General features: G+C 70.4%; 13 protein-coding genes. 5 read left to right on the top strand and 8 right to left on the bottom strand.

Going from position 1 to position 17871, the window contains the following annotated elements:
• The first annotated feature begins 52 nt into the window (after nucleotides 1-52).
• Entirely contained in the window at nucleotides 53-457 is a 405-nt protein-coding gene (locus ACJ8AT_RS22865) for a response regulator (protein ID WP_407739933.1), read from the top strand.
• Here ACJ8AT_RS22865 and ACJ8AT_RS22860 read toward each other — a convergent pair.
• A complete protein-coding gene (locus ACJ8AT_RS22860; RefSeq protein WP_407739932.1) occupies nucleotides 454-2901 on the bottom strand; it encodes an ATP-binding protein in 2448 nt (815 codons plus the stop codon). The genes ACJ8AT_RS22865 and ACJ8AT_RS22860 overlap by 4 nt on opposite strands.
• 44 nt (nucleotides 2902-2945) lie before the next feature.
• Nucleotides 2946-3218 carry a hypothetical protein gene (locus ACJ8AT_RS22855; RefSeq protein ID WP_407739931.1) on the bottom strand — a complete coding sequence of 91 codons (273 nt, stop codon included), beginning with the start codon at nucleotides 3216-3218 and terminating at the stop codon, nucleotides 2946-2948.
• 339 nt (nucleotides 3219-3557) lie between these two features.
• Here ACJ8AT_RS22855 and ACJ8AT_RS22850 point away from each other — a divergent pair, with 339 nt between their 5' ends.
• Both ACJ8AT_RS22850 and ACJ8AT_RS22845 read left to right on the top strand, forming a co-directional pair.
• Nucleotides 3558-4433, top strand: a complete 876-nt coding sequence (locus ACJ8AT_RS22850) for a DUF2381 family protein (RefSeq protein ID WP_407739930.1) — start codon at nucleotides 3558-3560, stop codon at nucleotides 4431-4433.
• Nucleotides 4434-4455: 22 nt separating this feature from the next.
• Nucleotides 4456-6258, top strand: coding sequence for a serine/threonine protein kinase (locus ACJ8AT_RS22845; RefSeq protein ID WP_407739929.1), 1803 nt, complete (start codon nucleotides 4456-4458; stop codon nucleotides 6256-6258).
• A 157-nt stretch (nucleotides 6259-6415) separates the two neighbouring features.
• On the opposite strand, the gene ACJ8AT_RS22840 is transcribed toward ACJ8AT_RS22845, so the two are convergent.
• The 4 genes from ACJ8AT_RS22840 to ACJ8AT_RS22825 are packed head-to-tail and all read right to left on the bottom strand — an operon-like array spanning nucleotide 6416 to nucleotide 12666.
• Nucleotides 6416-9223, bottom strand: a complete 2808-nt coding sequence (locus ACJ8AT_RS22840) for a bpX6 domain-containing protein (protein WP_407739928.1) — start codon at nucleotides 9221-9223, stop codon at nucleotides 6416-6418.
• Complete coding sequence (locus ACJ8AT_RS22835; RefSeq protein WP_407739927.1) at nucleotides 9220-11013, bottom strand: hypothetical protein; 1794 nt, start codon at nucleotides 11011-11013, stop codon at nucleotides 9220-9222. The genes ACJ8AT_RS22840 and ACJ8AT_RS22835 overlap by 4 nt, the downstream gene beginning before the upstream one ends.
• Nucleotides 11010-11471: a hypothetical protein gene (locus ACJ8AT_RS22830; RefSeq protein ID WP_407739926.1), complete on the bottom strand. Its 462-nt coding sequence runs from the start codon at nucleotides 11469-11471 to the stop codon at nucleotides 11010-11012. The genes ACJ8AT_RS22835 and ACJ8AT_RS22830 overlap by 4 nt, the downstream gene beginning before the upstream one ends.
• Before the next feature lie 34 nt (nucleotides 11472-11505).
• Nucleotides 11506-12666, bottom strand: coding sequence for an AAA family ATPase (locus tag ACJ8AT_RS22825; RefSeq protein ID WP_407739925.1), 1161 nt, complete (start codon nucleotides 12664-12666; stop codon nucleotides 11506-11508).
• A gap of 100 nt (nucleotides 12667-12766) precedes the next feature.
• On the opposite strand from ACJ8AT_RS22825, the gene ACJ8AT_RS22820 reads away from it, so the two are divergent.
• Both ACJ8AT_RS22820 and ACJ8AT_RS22815 read left to right on the top strand, forming a co-directional pair.
• Entirely contained in the window at nucleotides 12767-13360 is a 594-nt protein-coding gene (locus ACJ8AT_RS22820) for a hypothetical protein (protein WP_407739924.1), read from the top strand.
• Nucleotides 13361-13443: 83 nt separating this feature from the next.
• Complete coding sequence (locus ACJ8AT_RS22815; protein ID WP_407739923.1) at nucleotides 13444-14157, top strand: esterase family protein; 714 nt, start codon at nucleotides 13444-13446, stop codon at nucleotides 14155-14157.
• 8 nt (nucleotides 14158-14165) lie between these two features.
• Here ACJ8AT_RS22815 and ACJ8AT_RS22810 read toward each other — a convergent pair whose 3' ends face one another.
• Complete coding sequence (locus ACJ8AT_RS22810) at nucleotides 14166-15542, bottom strand: MATE family efflux transporter (protein WP_407739922.1); 1377 nt, start codon at nucleotides 15540-15542, stop codon at nucleotides 14166-14168.
• A gap of 150 nt (nucleotides 15543-15692) precedes the next feature.
• A complete protein-coding gene (locus tag ACJ8AT_RS22805) occupies nucleotides 15693-17837 on the bottom strand; it encodes a beta-propeller domain-containing protein (protein ID WP_407739921.1) in 2145 nt (714 codons plus the stop codon).
• Between the last annotated feature and the right edge of the window lie 34 nt (nucleotides 17838-17871).

Below are 17871 nucleotides of genomic sequence, written 5' to 3'. Positions count from 1 at the left end.
GGATGAGGCTTCAGGGCGAACTCGTGCGCAGCGCACAGGGGGGTTGCCCGCAATGCAGGAGCACTTCCGCGTCCTAGTCGTCGAGGACCACAACGACAGCCGGGAGATGCTGGAGGAGTTCCTCACCGAGGAGGGCTTCACGGTGGAGACCGCCATCAACGGGCTCCAGGCCCTGGAGCGGCTGCTGCGCCTCCCCCGTCCGGATGTGGTGCTGCTGGACCTGATGATGCCGGTGATGACGGGGTGGGACCTGATGGCCCGCGTGATGGAGGAGCCCTCGCTGTGGGGCTTGCCCGTCATCGTCGTCTCGGGCGCGGGCTCCACGCGGCCCGTCCCGCGCGGCATCATCGCCTCCATCCCCAAGCCGCTGGACTTGAACCTGCTGATGGAGACGCTGGCCCGCCTGAGGATGGGCACGGCCCCCAGCCCCCGCGTCGCCATGGCCGCCAGCCACTAGGGTGTCCCTCGGGCCGTCGCCGGGGCCGCGCTCCCCTGGCGTGGCAGGGTGACCCGGAACGTCGTGCCGGACTCCGCGGTGGACGTCACCGCGATGCGCCCGCCGTGCCCCTTCACCACCTGCTCGACGATGTAGAGGCCCAGCCCCAGCCCGCCCCCCTCCGAGGAGGCGCGGCGGAACGGATCGAACAGGTGCGGCAGGGCCTCGGCGGGGATGGGATTGCCCACGTTGTGCACCTCCAGCTCCACCGTGGCGCCCAGATCCCTGAGCTGGAAGCGGATCGGCGTGTCATGCGGGCTGTACTGGAGCGCGTTGCTGCCCAGGTTGCTCACCACCTGCACCAGCCGGTCCGCGTCCCACTGGCCCTCGTAGTGCCCCGGCTCCATGCGCAGGCTCACGGTGCGCTCGGGCCAGGCCGCCTCCAGCTCCTCCACGCCCTGCCGCAGCACCGTTCGCAGATCTCCGGGCACGCGCTGGATGGGGATGCCTCCTCCCAGCCGGCCGCGGGTGAAGTCCAATAGCTCGGAGATCATCCGCTTCATCCGGTCCGAGGACTTGGCGATGCGGGCCGCGGCGCGCTGCTCCCTGGCCGACAGCGTCTCGCTGTGCAGCAGCTGGGTGACGGACAGGTGGATGGCGTTGAGCGGGTTGCGCAGATCGTGGCTGACGATGCCCATGAGCTTGCCGCCGAACTCCGCGGCCTCGCGTGCGGCGGCCTCGGCGCGGCGCAGCTCCGTCACGTCCACGAACGTCGCCACCGCCGAGGTGATCTGCCCCGTCCGGTCCCGGATGGGAGCGCTGGAGATCAGCACCGCGTGGGGAGTGCCCCCGCTGGGCCGCAGCTCGATCTCCTCGCCCTGGACCTCCTCGCCCCGGAGCAGCGCGCGCGCGATCGGCCACTCCTCGGCGGCGTAGCGCCGGCCGTCCCGGTGGTAGCCCGGATAGGCGGCGTACTCCTCCACCGTCTCCGCCTGGATGAAGGGCGCCCCGAGGATGGCGTTCACCTGCTGGTTGGCCAGCACCGTGCGGCCGTGGGGCGCCTCCACGAGGACGACGCCCGCGGGGAGCTGATCCAGCACCGCGGCCAGCCGGGAGCGCTCCGCCTCGATGTCGGTGAGCAGCCGCTGCCGCTCGGCCTCCGCGGCGCGGCGCTGGGTGATGTCCAGGAAGGTGGCCGCGCGCTGCACCACCTTGCCGGACTCGTCCCGGAACGACGTGACGTGCGTGAGGACGGGGAAGCGGCTGCCGTCCACGCGCTGGTGGATGGACTCGTATTCGTGGTGGAGCTTGGAGTGCGAGACGGCCACGTGCCGGGCCAGCATCGCGCGCGCCTCCGGGGCGAACAGGTCCGCCAGCGGTTGGCCGAGGAGCTCCTCGCGCGAGGCGCCATGCATCCGCGCGAAGGCCGGGTTCGCGTCCTCCAGCACGTTGTCCTCGGCGCGGATCAGCGCCACGCCCACGCCCATGTGGGCGATGATCTGCTCCCAGCGCTTGCGCTGCGCTTCGCTCGCGCGCAGCTGCGCCAGGGACTGCTCGGCCTGGGCCCGGGCCGCCTGCTCGCGAGCGAGGGCCTGAGCCCGGGCGATCATCGAGGTGGAGCGCGCCGCCATGGTGCGCAGCAGCAGCTGGTCCTCGTCGGAGAACTCGTAGCTGGTGCGGCTGCCCATGTGCGCCACTCCGAGCAGCTCGTCATTGAGCAGCAGCGGAACGGCGTAGAGGGCTCGCAGGCCACTGTGGCGGACTGCCTTGCTGCGCACCCGGGGATCCGTCGCCACGTCCCGCACGGTGACGGGCTGGCGGGTCGCGGCCACCTCGCCGATGACTCCGTCTCCGATGTGGACGCGAAAACCCTCCTCGAGGGTGAGCCCCACCGAGCTCTCCACCCGGAGGAAGTCTCCCTCGCGCACCATCACCGTCACCGTGTCCACCACCGGCACCGTCTCGCGCAGCACCTCGAGCAGCCGGGGCAGGAAGGTGGGCAGGTCCGGGCTGCCAATGGCCGCGGCTGAGATGCGATCCAGGGCCTGGAAGGTGCGCTCTCGGGCTTGCATATAGCGGGAGACGGAGGCGGCCACGGCCTCATCCATGGCCTCGTGGAAGATGGAGGCCGCCTCGAGCGAGTCCGCCGAGCCCTGAGCCGCCCACAGCCGCAACACGCACCGGCGCAGCAGCTGGTACTCCATCACCACCTGCCGCAGATCAAAGCCCTCGCCCAGCCGCTCCAGGGCGTGCACGTCCGGCACGGAGCCCAGCCCCGAGGCCACCTCCGCCGTCAGCGGCTGGGCGGTCAGCTCCGCGATGCGGTCCAGCAGCTGGGGCAGGTGATCGCGCAGCACGGTGCGAGGCAGGCTCTGGGCCACGGGCAGCTGACGCACCTCGGCTTCCCAGTGTTCGAGGATGGCGTCACGGTGGCTGCGAAGGAACTCTGCGAGAGGGGGAGACACGCGAGAAACTCAATCCGGGAGACGGGGCGCCGAGCCGTGGGGGCTCAGGACGTCGAAGCCGTCAGGCCTTCCTCGGGGCCGCGAAGTTCCCGCAGGTGAAGCACCCCGTGCTTCCAGTCCACGGCGTAATGCACCTGGAAGCCCGAGGGGAGCAAGCACTCCCCCACGTGCTCCACCTCGGAGGCGCGGCCTCCGGTCCCCAGCAGCGGCCCCGAGAAGATGGCCCCCAGCTCATGCAGGACGCGCTCGCGCACGGCCGCCTCGCAAGCTGAGAGCACTCGCACCGCCTGAGGCATGAGCTGGAATCGGAAAGCCATCGCGCCATTCAAATTGGCCATGAGTCCGGGACTGGGCAAGCGGCCCGCGGTGTAATAAATCCAACGCTCACCCGGCACTTGCGCGCGAGCGGTTTCCCGGGGCCGCCAACCCCGGCCAACATGAGACTGAGGAGGCCCGCTTCGCGCTGGGCACGCTCTCCGCGCCGACGCGGAATGCCGTCCGCCAGCACCTGCCGCGCTCGTAGCGCTCGGCCACCAGGGCACCCTCTCCTCGCCCAGTCGCTGAAGCCGGCGGTGGCACGTCGCGAGTGTCGCACGACAGCGCCGCACATCTGCTAGGGTGGTAACCTCGGAGGTTCTACTTCCTTGGTACTACCCATGAAGTGGCTGCTCCTCGCCCCTCTGCTGGTGGCGAGCGCCGCCGCCGCTCAGCCCCAGCTCCCCGCCCGGCAGCGCCAGGATCGGCGCGCAGCGCTGCCCACCACGCCCGCTGAGCCCATGCTCGAGCTGTACGTGGCTGCCAACAATCTCACCACGGTGGCCTTCAACAGCCCGCTGGACCGGGACAGCCTCGTGGTGGACAGGACGCGTTTCAAGTGGGCTCAGGTCAGTGACAGCTTCCTCCTCCTGCAGCCCTTCGCGGACCTGGCCCCGGACGACAAGCTCATCGTCCAGGTCGGCTTCAAGGATCACGCCCTGCCCGCGAAGGCTGTCCTCACCGTCACCTCCAAGGCGGACGTGATGGACGGAAGCGTGGAGGTGGATCGGCGGGCGAACACTCCCGTGGCCCTGCTGGCGGCCCTCAAGCAGAAGGATTCGGACTTGGAGGAACTCAAGGCCCGGTGTGAGGGAAGTGGCCCCGCTGGGATCGTCCTCTCTGGGTGGCTCAACGAGCAGACGTACCCCGTCGGGCTCTCGCGCGCAGACGCTTACACAGACACCAGCGGGTTGGAGGTGCGAGCGGTTTTCGGTTACGACGGCAAGTTCTCGGCACTGGTGGCCTTCCGGCTACGCAATCTTCCGGGTCAGCTGCCCTGGGTGCTGGGGCAGACGCGAATCACCAGCCCGGGAGGTGTTCCGGTGAAGGTGATCTCGGCGCAGATGAGGCCGGAGCACTTGGTCCCGGGTGAGGAGGGCCTTGTGGTGGTTGAGGTGAAGGAGCCACCTTGGACAGCCGGCAAGGCGTTCAACGTGGAATTGGAGGACGGCAGTGGACAGCGGCGTCTTTCCTTCACCTTGATAAATTCAATTTAAAAGTAGTAGGAAGCCCCACCCCATGACGACGGACGCCTTTCACCCTGATCACCTCAAGCCGGGGGACATGGTGGGCCCCTGGCAGATTGTCGAGTCGCTGGGCACCGGCAACTCCGGGCATACCTTCAAGGTGTCGCGCGAGGGCTCCTTCTTCACCATGAAGATGGCGGTGCGCCCAGCGCCCGAGCTGCCCAAGGCCACGCCCGAGGAAACCCTGGAGGAGCGGCAGGTGGATGGCCGAATGTGCCACGAGGGCGCCATCCTCCTGGCCAACACCAGTCACCCGGGCCTGCCGAACGTGCGGGAGGTGGGCAGGTGGCCCCATCCCATCAAGGGCTACCTCTACATCATCACCGACCACGTGCTGGGCGAGCCCTTCCATGAGTGGCGAGAGCAGACCCGGCCCACCGTTGCCCAGTTCGTGGACGTCTTCATCGAGGTGGTGCACGTGGTGAAGAGGCTGCACGCCAGGGGCATCTTCATCCGGGACTTCAAGAGCGAGCACGTCATCATCCCAGAGGACCACCAGCCGGTGCTGGTGGATTTGGGCAGCGCGTGGCTGCCAGGAGCCTCGACCCTCACCGTAGGGCTGGCCCCGGGCACGCCCTACGCCCTGCCTCCAGAGTGTGTCACCTTCATTCGAGAGGGCTCCTGGAAGCAGGGCGCCCGGTTTGAGCCGGGGCAGGCGGGTGATCTCTACCAGCTCGGCGTCTTCCTGTACGAAGCGCTCGCGGAATGCTGGCCCTTCAACCCGAAGCTGGCGAAAGAGGAGCTGCTGGCGGCCATCGAGAGCGTCGTCCCGCGCCCTCCTCACCGCATCAACCCCGAGGTTCCCGAAGCGCTCAGCCGCATTGCCCTGAAGCTACTGGAGAAGCGACCAGAGGACCGCTACGAGAGCGCCGAGGCCCTGCTCCAGGCGCTCTGGGATGCCAACAAGGAACGCTCCACGAAGGCCTGGAAGGCGCGACTGGGACTGCCTCCCGAGGGCCCAGCTCCCGTGACTCAGGACGAGATGGAGGAGCGTCGTGTCCTGCAGCAGGAGTCGGAGCGAAGAGCCCAGGAGGCCAAGAAGGAGAAGCAGGAAGAGCTCTCGCGTGAGCAGGCCTTCGAGCAGGCCTCCGCGCTCATCCACCAGATGGCAACGGAGTTGGACGCCGCTGACGAGAAGGCCGCCCAGCGCAAGAAGCGGTGGCGGAGAATCGCCCTCGTGGTGAGCCCTCTCCTTCTGAGCCTCGCTCTCTTCGCCGCGTGGTGGGCGTGGCGCTCTCCCGCTGATGCGACTGCCCCCGCTGCATCCGAGAAAGGAAGTTCGCTCATGTCCACCCTCAGCAACTCCCGGCCCGTGACATCCGTCGCCATCTGGTTGTGCGCCACCTTCAGCGTAGGCTGCCCGGCGGCCCAGGTACGGCCCCTGCCAGAGGACTGCCCTCCTGAGGCGGTACAGAACATGGAGAGGATGAACCTCTTCAGGGGCCCGCACCGAGTCGTCATCGACCCCAATCAGCCGGGCACGGAGCAGCAGACGGGGACCTACCGCCCAGGGCCCATCGTCAGCAAGGTGGTGAAGGAGTCGTGGACCGACGACTTCCTCCCCGATGGAACGCTCCTCTACGGGCAACTCTGGACGGAGGGCCTCAAGAAGTTCGGGCAGGAGGCAGTCCTGGCCCGCTACACCGAGGCCCGCCTGCCGGATGGGCGCCGCATCCCTGTGTGCTTCGTGCTGGGGACCCAATCCGGGCTCCTCATCAAGCATGAGGGTTCGAAGCCCGGTGAGGCCCGCCTGCGGCGTGAGGAGGACGTCCTGCCTGTGCAATTCTGGCCGTGAACGGCTCACACCTGTCTTCTTCACGAGGCAGCAACTTCACTTAGGATGCGGAGGGTGTCCGGGTGGTGCTGGAGGTGAACGAGGAGGCGCGCACGCTCCAGGTGGCCACCGTCATCATCCCCCCGCACCTGCCGCGCTCGTAGCGCTCGGGCCCGGCCTACTGGACGAGGACTCGCCGCGCGGTGCCCTCTGTCAGGTCCACTCGCAACAACCGGCCCGAGGTGTCGAACAGGAGCAGCTCGCCCTCCGAGAAGCGGGCCCGCACGCGCGCCTCGCCCTCGAAGGCGAAGAGCGCCCGGGGCTTCCCCTTCAGCTCGAGCTTCACCTCGTGGCCCGTGGCGATCCTCTGGTTGATCAGCGTCCAGGGGACCGAGAGGAGGACATCGTCCACCTTCTCCACCTGCCCGGTGAGCTCGTCCAGCACCACCAGCGGCAGGCCGTCTCCGAGCCGGCGCGAGGCGCGCGTGCGCAGCGTGGGCCCTCCCGGTAGCGAGTACGTCCAGAGCTGCGGATCGCTGCCCCAGGTCGCGAACCGCAGCGACTGTGCGTCCGCCGCCAGCGCCATCACCACGCCGCCCACCTGGGAGACCCGCCAGAGCGCCCGGAGCCCCTCCTGCGCCAGCGCGTCCACCGCCATCACCGTGTCGGCCTCGGAGATGAACCACAGGTTGCCGTCGTAGCTCGGGGCGAACGCATCCACCTTCGCGTCGCACCAGTGGGTGGCCCGCCGAGGCCCCGGCTCGATGAGGGAGATGCGCTTCAGCTCCCCACGCGGCGCGAGCGCCAGCACCCGGTCCTCGTTCACCGACGGCACCAGCGAGAAGGCCGGCACGTTGAAGTGCGCCACGCACGTGCCATCCCAGCGCACCATCCGCACCCCGGCCTCTCCCAGCGCCAGCAGCATGCGCTGGCTCGACAGCGCCACCGCGTCGTGGATGGGGTACGGGCCTGCCTCGGCCACGGTGAGCCGCTCCCTCAGCGGTGGCGTCGCATTCTCCTCGAGCCAGGTGCGGCGGCGCGGATCCGAGACCGGCGGGAGGTCTGCTCGCAGCGTGCCATCGCCCACGTCTCGCAGGAGCCGCGAGAGGAAGCTCCCATCGATGCGCGTGTGGCCCGCGGCCCTGTCTCTCAGCAGCGCGCGCACCACCGGCCCCACCAGCGCCGTGCGAGGATCCATTCGGGCCTCGGCGGACAGCACCTCCGCGAAGGCGAGCCGCTCGGCCGCGCGGGCGTGGCTCTCATCCTCGAGCAGCCCGAGCGCCATGGGCCGCGAGGCCTCGAAGGCTTGCGGAAAGGCCGAGACCAGCCGGGCCAGCGCTCGCGCTCCGCCCACGCCGCCCACCGCGACTCCCTGCTCCAGCCATGCGCGGGCCAGCGGACGGGCATCCTCCAGCGGCCAGACCACCACCGCCGCGCGCAGGTAGTCCCCCGCCTCCGCGAGCGTCTCCGCCCAGAGCAGCCGCAGCGTGCGGGCCTCGGAGGGGTGCGTGCGCTCCAGCCGCAGCACCGCGTCCGGGAAGGCGCCGCTGCGGCGGGCGATGGCCACCGCGCGCCGGATGTCCCTGGCCAGCAGCCACTGGCGCACCACCAGCCCTGGTGCCAGCCCCCGCCCCTCGGCCAGCTCGGCCGCGAGCTTCAGGCGACCGTGCTTCTCGAGGAAGGACACGGCCTCCTCGTGCGCGCCGAGCAGCTCGGTGAGGACGAAGGCCGCCTCGTCGATCCGGCCCTCGCGCTCCAGGCGCTTGAAGGCCGCACGGTAGCGTTCCTTGAGCGCCGAGTAGACAGCCTGGCCTCCTCCGAAGAGGGACGCGGGCCCGCCCCGCTGCGGCTGGATGCTGAGGCTCGCGCGCGGGCCGGGCAGCCCCAGGGCGATGCGCGTCTGCTCCGGCATCTTGTCCTCGCCCAGGGGGATGGCGTAGCGCAGCGCTTCATCGAGATCGCCCTGCTCGAACATCTCGAAGAGGCGCTGGACGTACTCCGCCTTGCGCTGCCCCAGCAGTGGCCCCAGCGGCGTGTTCCTGAGCAGCCACTCGGAGAGGCGTGAGAAGAGCCCAGGCCCCTGGGGAGCAGGCGGTGTCGCGGGCTCCGGGGATGCCGGCTGTCCCGACGAGGGAGCACCGGCCGGGAAGAGCGCCTGACGCAGCCTTCCGAGCATGCGTCTCAACAGAGAGGGCGGCGCGGCTCGCTCCTCGCGGGACTGAGCCTTGGAGGAAGACCCCAGCGCACGCTGGAGCCACGACACGAACCGCCTCAATGGGGAGGGAGCCGCCGCGGCCGAGGAAGCCCGGGTGATGCTGCCGGCTTTCTCCCCCGTGGCGGGCGTGCCGCGCTCTCCGCTCAACCACGCGCGCAGCCGAGCCCACAGCGAAGCCCCGGCGCCCGCTCTCGCGCCACGCGCGGCCTGGAGCCCCTGCGGCTCCGGACGCCCTTCCATGCGGGCCCGAAGCGCCTCGGCCTCGGGGTCCGCTGCAGGAACTCCCTTGAAGAGGCTGCGCGCGGGCGCCTCGACGGGCTCGAGGACCTTCACGGGCGGCGGAGGCGCTCCGAGCCCCTGCACGGAGACGGTGCTCCACTCGGAGACATCGAGCCACGCCGCCACGTCCAACCGTCGGGAAGGCTCTCCGGGGAACACCTGCGCATGTCCCGCCCGCACCAGCACTGTCGAGCCCGGTGGAGGCGCCAGCCGCTCCCGCTCGGCCGTCGAGAGCGGCGCGGCGAGGAGCACGCCCTCTTCCACCGTGAGAGGCAATCCGGGCGTGGCGGCGCAGTCCACGGGGCGGGGGCGCGGCAGCCGCAGGAGGAAGCCTCCCGCGAGCGGGAAGACGCTCGTGCCCGGCGTCCACGCGGCGAGCACGCGCCCGCGGGCCTCGCGCTCGCCCAGGAGCGAGGGATCAAACCAGAGCGCCGCCGCCACCACGGTGCCACGGTGGAGGTGCAGCCGGGGCCTCACGGGGCGCGCGCTCACGCTCCCTCCTCCGGCGAGGCGCGGTAGAGGGCCGAGCCCTGCTCGAGGCTCCACACCACCAGCTCCCCCTTCACCGTCAGCCACGCGAGCACGGGCAGGCCGTGGCTCGTCGCCGCGTGCACCACCTCCTCGGAGGCCCGCGCCACGCTCTCCTGTCCCGAGCGGGTCATCAACGTGAAGGTGCGGCGATCCGGTCCCAGCAGCAGCAGCCCCGGCTCCGTCACCGACTTGGGATGAACGGCCAGGCCCAAGACGCGCCAGCCCGCAGGCACCTCGAAGTCCACCGGGCCCTGGGCCAGCAGCACCTGCCAGCCCCCGGGCCTGCGGCACAGCGCCAGCAGCCCCGCCTCCGCATGGCCCAGAGAGGACGCAGGACCGAAGAAGGCTTCGCCATTGCCCGGGCCGAGCGGCAGGTGGCGCTGGTAGTTGTTCTCCAGCAGCCCGAGCCACACCTCCTGCATCGAGGCGTCCTCCGGGGGGGTCATCACGAACGCTGGCTTGCGCCGCACCTCGGCGAACGCCGTCACCCGGTGGGCCAGCAGCGAGGGCCGGTGGTGGCTGACGATGAAGAGGCGGCCTGTGTGGTCGCGCACCAGCAAGCTCCCGCGCTCGTCCTCGACGGTGGAGGTGGCCAACCCCGGCGGGTGGTTCGGTGGGGGCTCCTCGGGCAGCAGCCCCTCGTAGCCGAGGTAGGGGATGCCGCGCGCCTTGTTCGGCTTCTGAAGCCCCTTCACGGTCCCATGGATCCAGAGGACCTTCTCGTCGCGGGTGAGCACCAGCAGCCCGCCATCGCGGCGCCACCCCGCGGCCACCAACCGCTGGCCCGCGGGAGGCTGGAAGCGCCGAGGCTTGGGCATGGTGGCGCGCGGCGAGTGGGGAATGGGCTGAGCGGCCACGCTCCCGTCGGCCCGGGCGATGAGGAGGCGCGTGCCATCCGCGGAGAAGAAGAACGACTGGATGCGCGCGGCGTTGGACAGGCGCACCGGCGTGGTGGCGCGAGAGGTGAACGGATCCCTCAGCAGCCGGACGCACGCGTCGGGCGGAGGCAACTCCAGCGCCACCGAGGCGGGCGCCCGCGCCACGCGCCGCACCGCGATCGAGAGCGCGCGGACCGTGGGCGACACCTCCTCTTCCACTTCCACGCGGGACAGCCCCGAGGCCTCTGGGATGCGGGAGAGCCGCGAGCTGCCTACCAGCCAGCAGTCCTCCGGGGCCGAGCCCAGCGCCAGCGCGTCGCGCCACAGGCTCACATGCGCCCCGGTGACGGGGGCCACGGTGCGCGCCGCGAGCCACGTCTGGACCGCGGCGGGAGTCACCGAGCCGAAGGGACCTCGATCCGGCGGGGACTGGAGCACGGCCCAGGCGAACTCGGCGCCAGCAGCCTCGGCGCGGCGCTGCAGCACCACCAGGAGCGCGAGGTGGGCGATGCGCGGAGAGCCGAGCTGATCCGGCCCCGCGTCCAGCAGCGCCACCGTGCGCCGCGAGCCCTGGGGTTGCTTGAAGGCGGGCTTGAGGAAGGCATGCTCGCCGAAGGCCGCGCGGCGGATGAACTCGTCGGGGGACTCCAGGCCGTAGAGCCACTCGGAGAGCAGGAGCCGCTCGTAGGGGCCTCGGCGGGTGAGCCCATCATAGCCCTGGGGCTCTCCGCCCTCTGTCTCGCCTCGGGGCCGGAGCGCGCCGATGGCCGCCGCCAGACGGGCCACGTGGGGACCCAGGCTGAGCGCCAGGTCCTCCGGGAAGATCGCCAGCTGCATCGCCCAGGGGCGCAGCGCGGGAGGCAGGCTGCTCACGGTGCGCCCTCCGCCGCCTTCAGCCACGCGGCGAGCGCCTCACGCGCCACGGGCCGCGCGCTCCCCAGGGGAATCAGAAGTCCCGCGCGTGGAAGCACCGCGAGCGGCGTCCCCACGGCGGCCTGGGCCACCAGCGCGCGCTCGAGCAGCGCCGGCGCCACCTCGGGAGCGAGCGCACACGGCAGCAGCAGCGAGGGCGCCGCTCCATCCCTTCCCAGGTACACGGCACCGTCCACCCACGGCAGCGACTCGGTCTGCCCCAGCAGGACGAGCACGCCCGGGCCGGCCACTCCACTCCAGGCGCCCAGCTGCGGATCATCCGAGGCCAGCGCTCGGCGCGCCAACGCCTGCGCCACGGGCCCCACGCCCGCGACGGCGAGCGCGGCCAGCGGCTCCGTCCGGGGGCTCCACGTCACCGGCAGTCGCGCGGGGGCTTGAGGTGCAGAGCGAAGGTTCAAGACGCTCCCAGCTTAGACCAGGGGAACCGCTTCCTCACGCCTGGGCCACGGCCGGAGCCGTGCCATGGAGCGCCACGCGGATCTCCTCGCGCAGGCCCTGGAGCTCCGGCGGCAGCGCCTCGGGAGCAAACCCCGCATCCATCTCTCGCACCACGCCCTCCAGCTTGAGCCGCCACGCGGACAGCTCCTCGGAGCCCTCCACCGGCCGCCCCCCCAGCACCTCGCGCCCGGCCCGGGCAATCCGCTGAGCCCGCGCTAGCGGCCCCGCGCTCGCCTCCAGCGCCGCCGCCGCCAGCGCCGGGTTCTCCGTCGAGGCCAGCAGCTCGCGCAGCACCTCGCGCGCCAGCGCCTGTCCCTCCTTGGTGGGCACCGCGTACACGAGCGGCCACAGGTCCGCCACGCCCGGAGTCCGCCGCCCCGCCAGCGCCGCCGCCGCCGCGATGAGCCGCTGCACCTTCACCGCGCGCCGGTCCGACAGCCCAATGCCCGCCGCCCTCAGCGTGCGCAGCGCATGCGCCAGGTGCGGGCGCACCGGCCCCAGGTCCGACTCCTGCGCCGTCCGCGCCAGCACATCCAGCCCCTCCAGCGAGGCCACCCGCGCCTCTGCCTCGCGCCACAGCGAGGCGCCGCCCGCCAGCAGCTCCTCCAGCCGCGGATCCGGCACCGGCTCCACGAAGATGCGCGCCAGGAAGCGGTCCGCGAAGGCCGCCAGGGACTCCTCCTCGGGCAGCCCGTTGGAGGCGCCCACGCAGACCCGAAGGGGAACCTTCATCCGCGTGTGGCCGCGCCGGAAGGTGCGCTCGTTGAGCACCCCGAGCAGCGTGTTGAGGATGGCCGTGGAGCCCAGGAACACCTCGTCCAGGAAGGCCACCTCCGCCTCGGGCAGCATGCCCGTGGTCTCCGTCTCCACCGTGCCCTCGCGCAGCTTGCGCAAGTCCACCGGCCCAAAAATCTCGGAGGGCTCGGTGAAGCGGCCCAGCAGGTATTCGAAGTAGCTGCCGCCCAGGGCCCGCGCGGTGCGGCGCACGGCCTCGCTCTTGGCGGTGCCCGGCGGGCCGATGACGAGCAGGTGCTCCCCGGCCACGGCGGACAGCGCCACCAGCTCCACCATGGCCTCGCGCTCCACCAGGCCCCGGCCCGCGTCGGCGAGCCCATCCCGGAGAGAGGCAGCGGCTTCTTCGAAGGTCAAGGGCATGGGCTCCAGTGTATGAGCACTGGCGCTCGATTCTGAACCCTGAAGCAGCCCGGGGGGGCGGTGGACCGGCCCCCTGGCCTGTGGGCTAGGCTTCGAGGTGATGAGACGCGTATCGAGGCGCTGGGCGCTGGCAGGCATGTTGTTGTGGGCAGGGGCAGCCCAGGCGGATGACGAGTGGCGAGGCTACCTCTCGCTCGGCGCCGGCATGGCGCTGGACCGGCTCAGCGAATGGAACGCCAAGGGCGCCGCCATCAACATGTACTTCGGTGTGGAGACGCCGATGGGCCTGTCGCTGGGCATCTACGGCGAGGCCGCGAAGACCTGGGGCCAGGAGTTCCAGGATCTGCAGCAGCACTCCTCCGACCGGGTGCACCTCGACTATCAGCAGTACGGGCTGGAGGCGCGCTTCCGAGGGTTCCGGGACCGGATGATCTCGCCATGGATCGCCGTGCGGCTGGCCCGCAGCGCCTCCCAGCCGCAGACGCCGAATGAGCTGGGCCAGCTGGTGCGCCAGGAGTTCCAGTCCATGAGCGTCGCGGTGCGCGGAGGCTTCGACGTGTGGCTGGGCGAGAACTGGGGCGTCACCGGCGCCAGCTCCTGGCAGTGGTGCGACGTGCGCTACGAGCAGTCCGCCGTCCGCCAGTGCGCCAAGCCCATCAACAGCATCCTCGTGGGGCCCACGCTGCGCTTCTGAGAGATTCAGACCCGCGCGCCTGGGCGCCGCGATACGCTCGTCACTTCATCGCACGCCAGCTCGAGCGCTAAGGTGACGCCCCTATGAACCGCGAATATCACCGCTGGTACAGCCACCGTCTGGGCCGGGACATGGAGCTGTTGCTCTACGGGCACTCGGGAGAGCCCGTGCTGCTGCTGCCCACGAGCCGGGGCCGCTTCTACCAGAACGAGGACTTCGGGCTGGTGGGCGCCATCGCCGACCGCATCCAGGCGGGGCGCTACCTGGTGGTATGCGCGGACTCGGTGGATGAGGAGAGCTGGCTCAACCGGCACGCCCACCCGCACGACCGGATCGCTCGCCACGCGGCGTGGGAGTCCTATCTGATCCACGAGGTGGTGCCGCTGGTGAGGAGCCGCAGCACGGGCGGGCGGCTGACGCTGGCGGGGTGCAGCTTCGGCGGCTTCCACACCTACAACACCGGCCTGCGCCACCCTGACGTCTTCCAGCGGCTGCTCTCCATGGGCGGCAAGTTCGAGACAGAGGGCTTCCTCGGCGGCTACCACGATGACAGCGTGTACTTCCACTCGGCGCTGCAGTGGCTGCCGAACGTGTCGGACTGGGGCCAGATCTCGGCGCTACAGCGGGTGGAGATGATCCTCGCGGCGGGCGAGCACGACTTCTGCCGCGCCTCCAACGAGAACCTCTCCAACGTGCTGTGGAAGAAGGACATTGGCAACCACCTGTCCATCTGGAACGGCGGCATCCACGACTGGCCCACCTGGCGGGAGATGATCAGGCAGTACCTGCCCTGGTAGGGCAGGCCTTATGCCTCCAGCGGGCGCAGCGTGCCGGCGCTCAGCCGGTGGAAGCGCCACAGCAGCGCGATCGCCACGGAGACGAGGCCCGCGCACAGGCCCCACCAGATTCCGACAATGCCCAGCTTCATCCCAAAGCCGAGCACCAGCGACAGCGGCAAGCCAATGGCGTAGTGCCCCACCATGTTGGCGAGGAACGTGAAGCGTGTCTCCCCCGCCCCGCGCAGCACGCCGGCCCCCACGCCCTGGACGCCATCGAAGACCTGGAAGACGGCGGTCACCATCAGCAGGGGCACCACGATGGGAACCACCTCGGCCGACGCCCCGGCCACCTGGGAGATCCACCCGGGAAAGAGGGCGAACACCAGCGCCGACAGGGCCATGAAGCCCGCTCCGCCCGCGAAGGCGATGAAGCCGCTCCTCCGGGCCTGGGGCGTGTTGTGCGCGCCCACCGCCCAGCCCACCCGCACGCTGCCCGCGTTGCCGATGCCCACCGCGATGGTGAACGAGAGGCTCGCGAAGGAGAGGGCAATCTGGTGCGCGCCCATGCTCGCCTCGCCCAGCTTGAAGGCCAGGGCCCCGGCGAGCGCGAAGACGCCAATCTCCGCCCCGATGTGAAGCCCGATGGGGATGCCCACCCGCGTGGCCTGCCGCAGATCCGCCCACACCGGGCGGCGCACGGGCCTCGTGTCGGCCTGGCCCAGGGCACGCACCGAGACCAGGACGATGCCGAGCTGCACGAAGGTGCACACCAGGGTGGACAGCGCCGCGCCCGCCGCGCCCATGGCGGGGATGTGCCTCAGCAGCCCGAAGCCCTCGGGCAGCCGGGCGCCACCGAAGACGAAGAGGAGATCTCCCAGCAGGTTGAAGACATTGGCCACCACGGTGGCCACCACCAGGGGGCGGGTGCTCGCGGAGGACTGCAGGTAGGAGCGCACCATGAGGAACGCCAGCATGGGCACCAGACCGGGGGCGCGCACATAGAGGAAGGCGCTGGCCTCGGTCAGGTTCTCCCGCGCGTAGCCGAAGAACGGCAGCACCTGGGGCATCAGCACCACCACGCCCGCCAGCACCAGGCCCGCGAAGAGCGCCATCCACCCGCCCTGCCACACCAGCGCCCGGGCTCGCGCCGGGTTGCGCGCCCCAATGGCCTGGGACAGCAGCGGGTCCAACCCCATCATCAGCCCCATGCCCAGGCCGCCCACGGCGAAGAAGAGGCTGTTGGCCAGCCCCACCGCGGCCAGCGCCGAGGTGCCCGCGCGCCCCACCACCAGCGTGTCGACCAGGCCCATGAGCGACTGGCCGCCCTGGGCAATGGAGATGGGGATGGCGAGCCTCATCAGCTCGCGGAACTCCTCGCGGAGGGACTTCACGGGGGCAGACATGGGACACGCCGCCTATAGCGTCTTCTGGCGCGAAATGCGCTGAGGAAGCACCGACGGGCGGTGCCGCTCGCACTGACCTTGGGCAAAAAAAGGGCGGCCAGCTCGCATCCCCCGAGGGAGCCGGCCGCCCTTCCCTCTCTCGAGGGGGTGCTACGGATAGAACGGCAAAGAGAAGTCCGGTGTGAAGTTCGTGGTGGCCAGGGGCGCCTGCAGGTTGCTCACGTGGGCCACGCGCACGCCCGCGTCGGTGATGGCGTAGACGTAGTCATCCGCCATCACGCTGCGGCGCACCATGGGCGTCCAGTACCACGTCCAGGTGTTGTCGTTGCGGGCCCGGTACAGGTCCGACATGGAGAGGCTACCCACCGGAGTAAAGCCCGTGGCCGCGTCCACGTGGAACACGCGCAGCTCGCTCCGGAAGCCGCTCCAGTAATCGGAGGCGCTGACGTCATAGTCCGCGAAGGGAATGGCCAGCAGCCCCTTGGCCGGGAAGAAGTTGAAGGCCTTGTGCTCCCAGAGGGCCTCGCTCCAGCCGTAGGCGTTGCCCACCAGCTGGCTGAAGGCCTCCCGGGGGTGGGCCGGATCCGTCACGTCGAACAGCGAGAGCTTCACCGCGCGCAGGCGCCAGTCGTTCGAGTTCTCCGGCACGTACACGCCCAGGGTGATCAGGTGGTTCTCATCCAGCGGGTGGATGTAGCTGGAGTAGCCCGGCACCTTCAGCTCGCCCACCTTGCGCGGGTGCTCCGGGTCGGACAAGTCGAAGGTGTAGAGCGGATCCACCTGCCGGAAGGTGACGACGTAGCCCTTGTTGCCCAGGAAGCGCGCGCTGTAGATGGACTCGCCCTTGGCCAGCTCCTCGCTCTGGCCCACCTTCACCAGCTCCCCGTCCTGCTCCCGGTAGGTGAAGAGGCGGTTGGTCGTCTCCACGCGGCCCCAGGGGTTGCCCTGGCTCTCCTTGTAGGTCGAGATGGTGGTGGCCACGCGCAGCACGCCCTCGTGCTCGTCCATGCTGAACTGGTTGAGCAGGTGGCCCTCCACCGTGCCGCTGCCCACGTAGCGCGCCACCCCAGGCTGGCGGATGTCGAACTTGTGCAGGTACGTGTAGTCCTGCTGCCCGTCCTCCGGCCACCACCACCAGTGCTGGCTGGCCAGGTAGAGGCTGTCCGGCGTGGCGTACACCTGGCCCGGATCCGTCACCAGGCTGGTGCGGCGCACCATGGCCTGCTCGGTCGCCGAGGCGTCCAGGTCCAACGAGGCCACGGTGACGAAGCCCAGTTTGGCGGGCGTGTTGCTGCGGTAGAAGTCGCGGCAGTCGTAGCTCACCTCCACCCAGGAGCCATCCGGCCGCTTGCGCCAGCCGCTCGGCAACCAGTCCTTGAGGGTCTTCTGGCGGATGGTCTGCTCGTTCTGGACGATCAGCTCGTCCAGCTTCTTCTTCAGCCGATCCTCGTCGTCCCAGAGCGTTGGATCGTAGTCCGGCCAGAAGCGCACGCCGTCGGGCCAGCGGAAGCTGTCGTTGAGCAGCAGCCGCACCGAGCTGTCCGTGCGGCGCGCGTTGGCATAGCTGCCGGGCAGGTAGTACTCATCCTGGACCCGAGGCGCCGCCAGGTCCGCCACGTCCACCACCGTCACCTTGGTGGCGGTCTCGCCGCAGAAGCCCATCACGTAGCACGGGGCTCCTACGCCGCCCTTGATCGGGCTCTCTCCGCCCACCGCGCTCCCATCCGTCCGCACATAGACCTGGGAGAAGATCACCACGCGGTTGTCCTGCAGGAACATCTCGCGCGGCCAGCCCTCGAGCACCAGGCTGCCCACGGCGCTGAGCGACGTCGCGGGCCAGGAGCGGTGCAGGTACAGCTTGTTGCCGGAGATGACGAAGATGCGCGTCCCGTCGTTCTTCACGAAGTCCGCTTCATCCACGCCCTCCACCTGATTGTTGGTCTCGGTGTAGTCGTCCGGTCCCTTGCTGCCGGTGCCCGGGGCCGAGGCGTCACCACTCGACGAGCCGGGCATGGGAGAGGGCGAGGCGCTGGTGGGAGGAAGGGAGCCGTCCTCGACGCTGTAGACAGGGCCCCCCCTGCCCCAGTTGCCAACCATCTCCTTCTGCCACAGGAGCTGGGAGCGCATGTCGAGCACCGCGGTGTCCTCGACATAGGCCTCCAGCTCGTCGCAGCTCTCGAAGCTCCTGAGCTGAGCCCGCATCTGCACCGGCTGGTTCTCGGGAATGCCTCGCTCATTTCCACAGCCAGCGCCCGCCAGCACCAGCCCGAGTCCGCCGTATCGCAACCACTTCATGAACCCCTCCGCACTTCTCCGGCCCACCGAGGCG

The sequence above is a fragment of the Hyalangium sp. genome (assembly GCF_045802625.1).
Lineage (GTDB): Bacteria > Myxococcota > Myxococcia > Myxococcales > Myxococcaceae > Hyalangium.
Note: the sequence above shows the minus strand (reverse complement) of the source record. Positions and strands in the feature narration are given on the sequence as shown.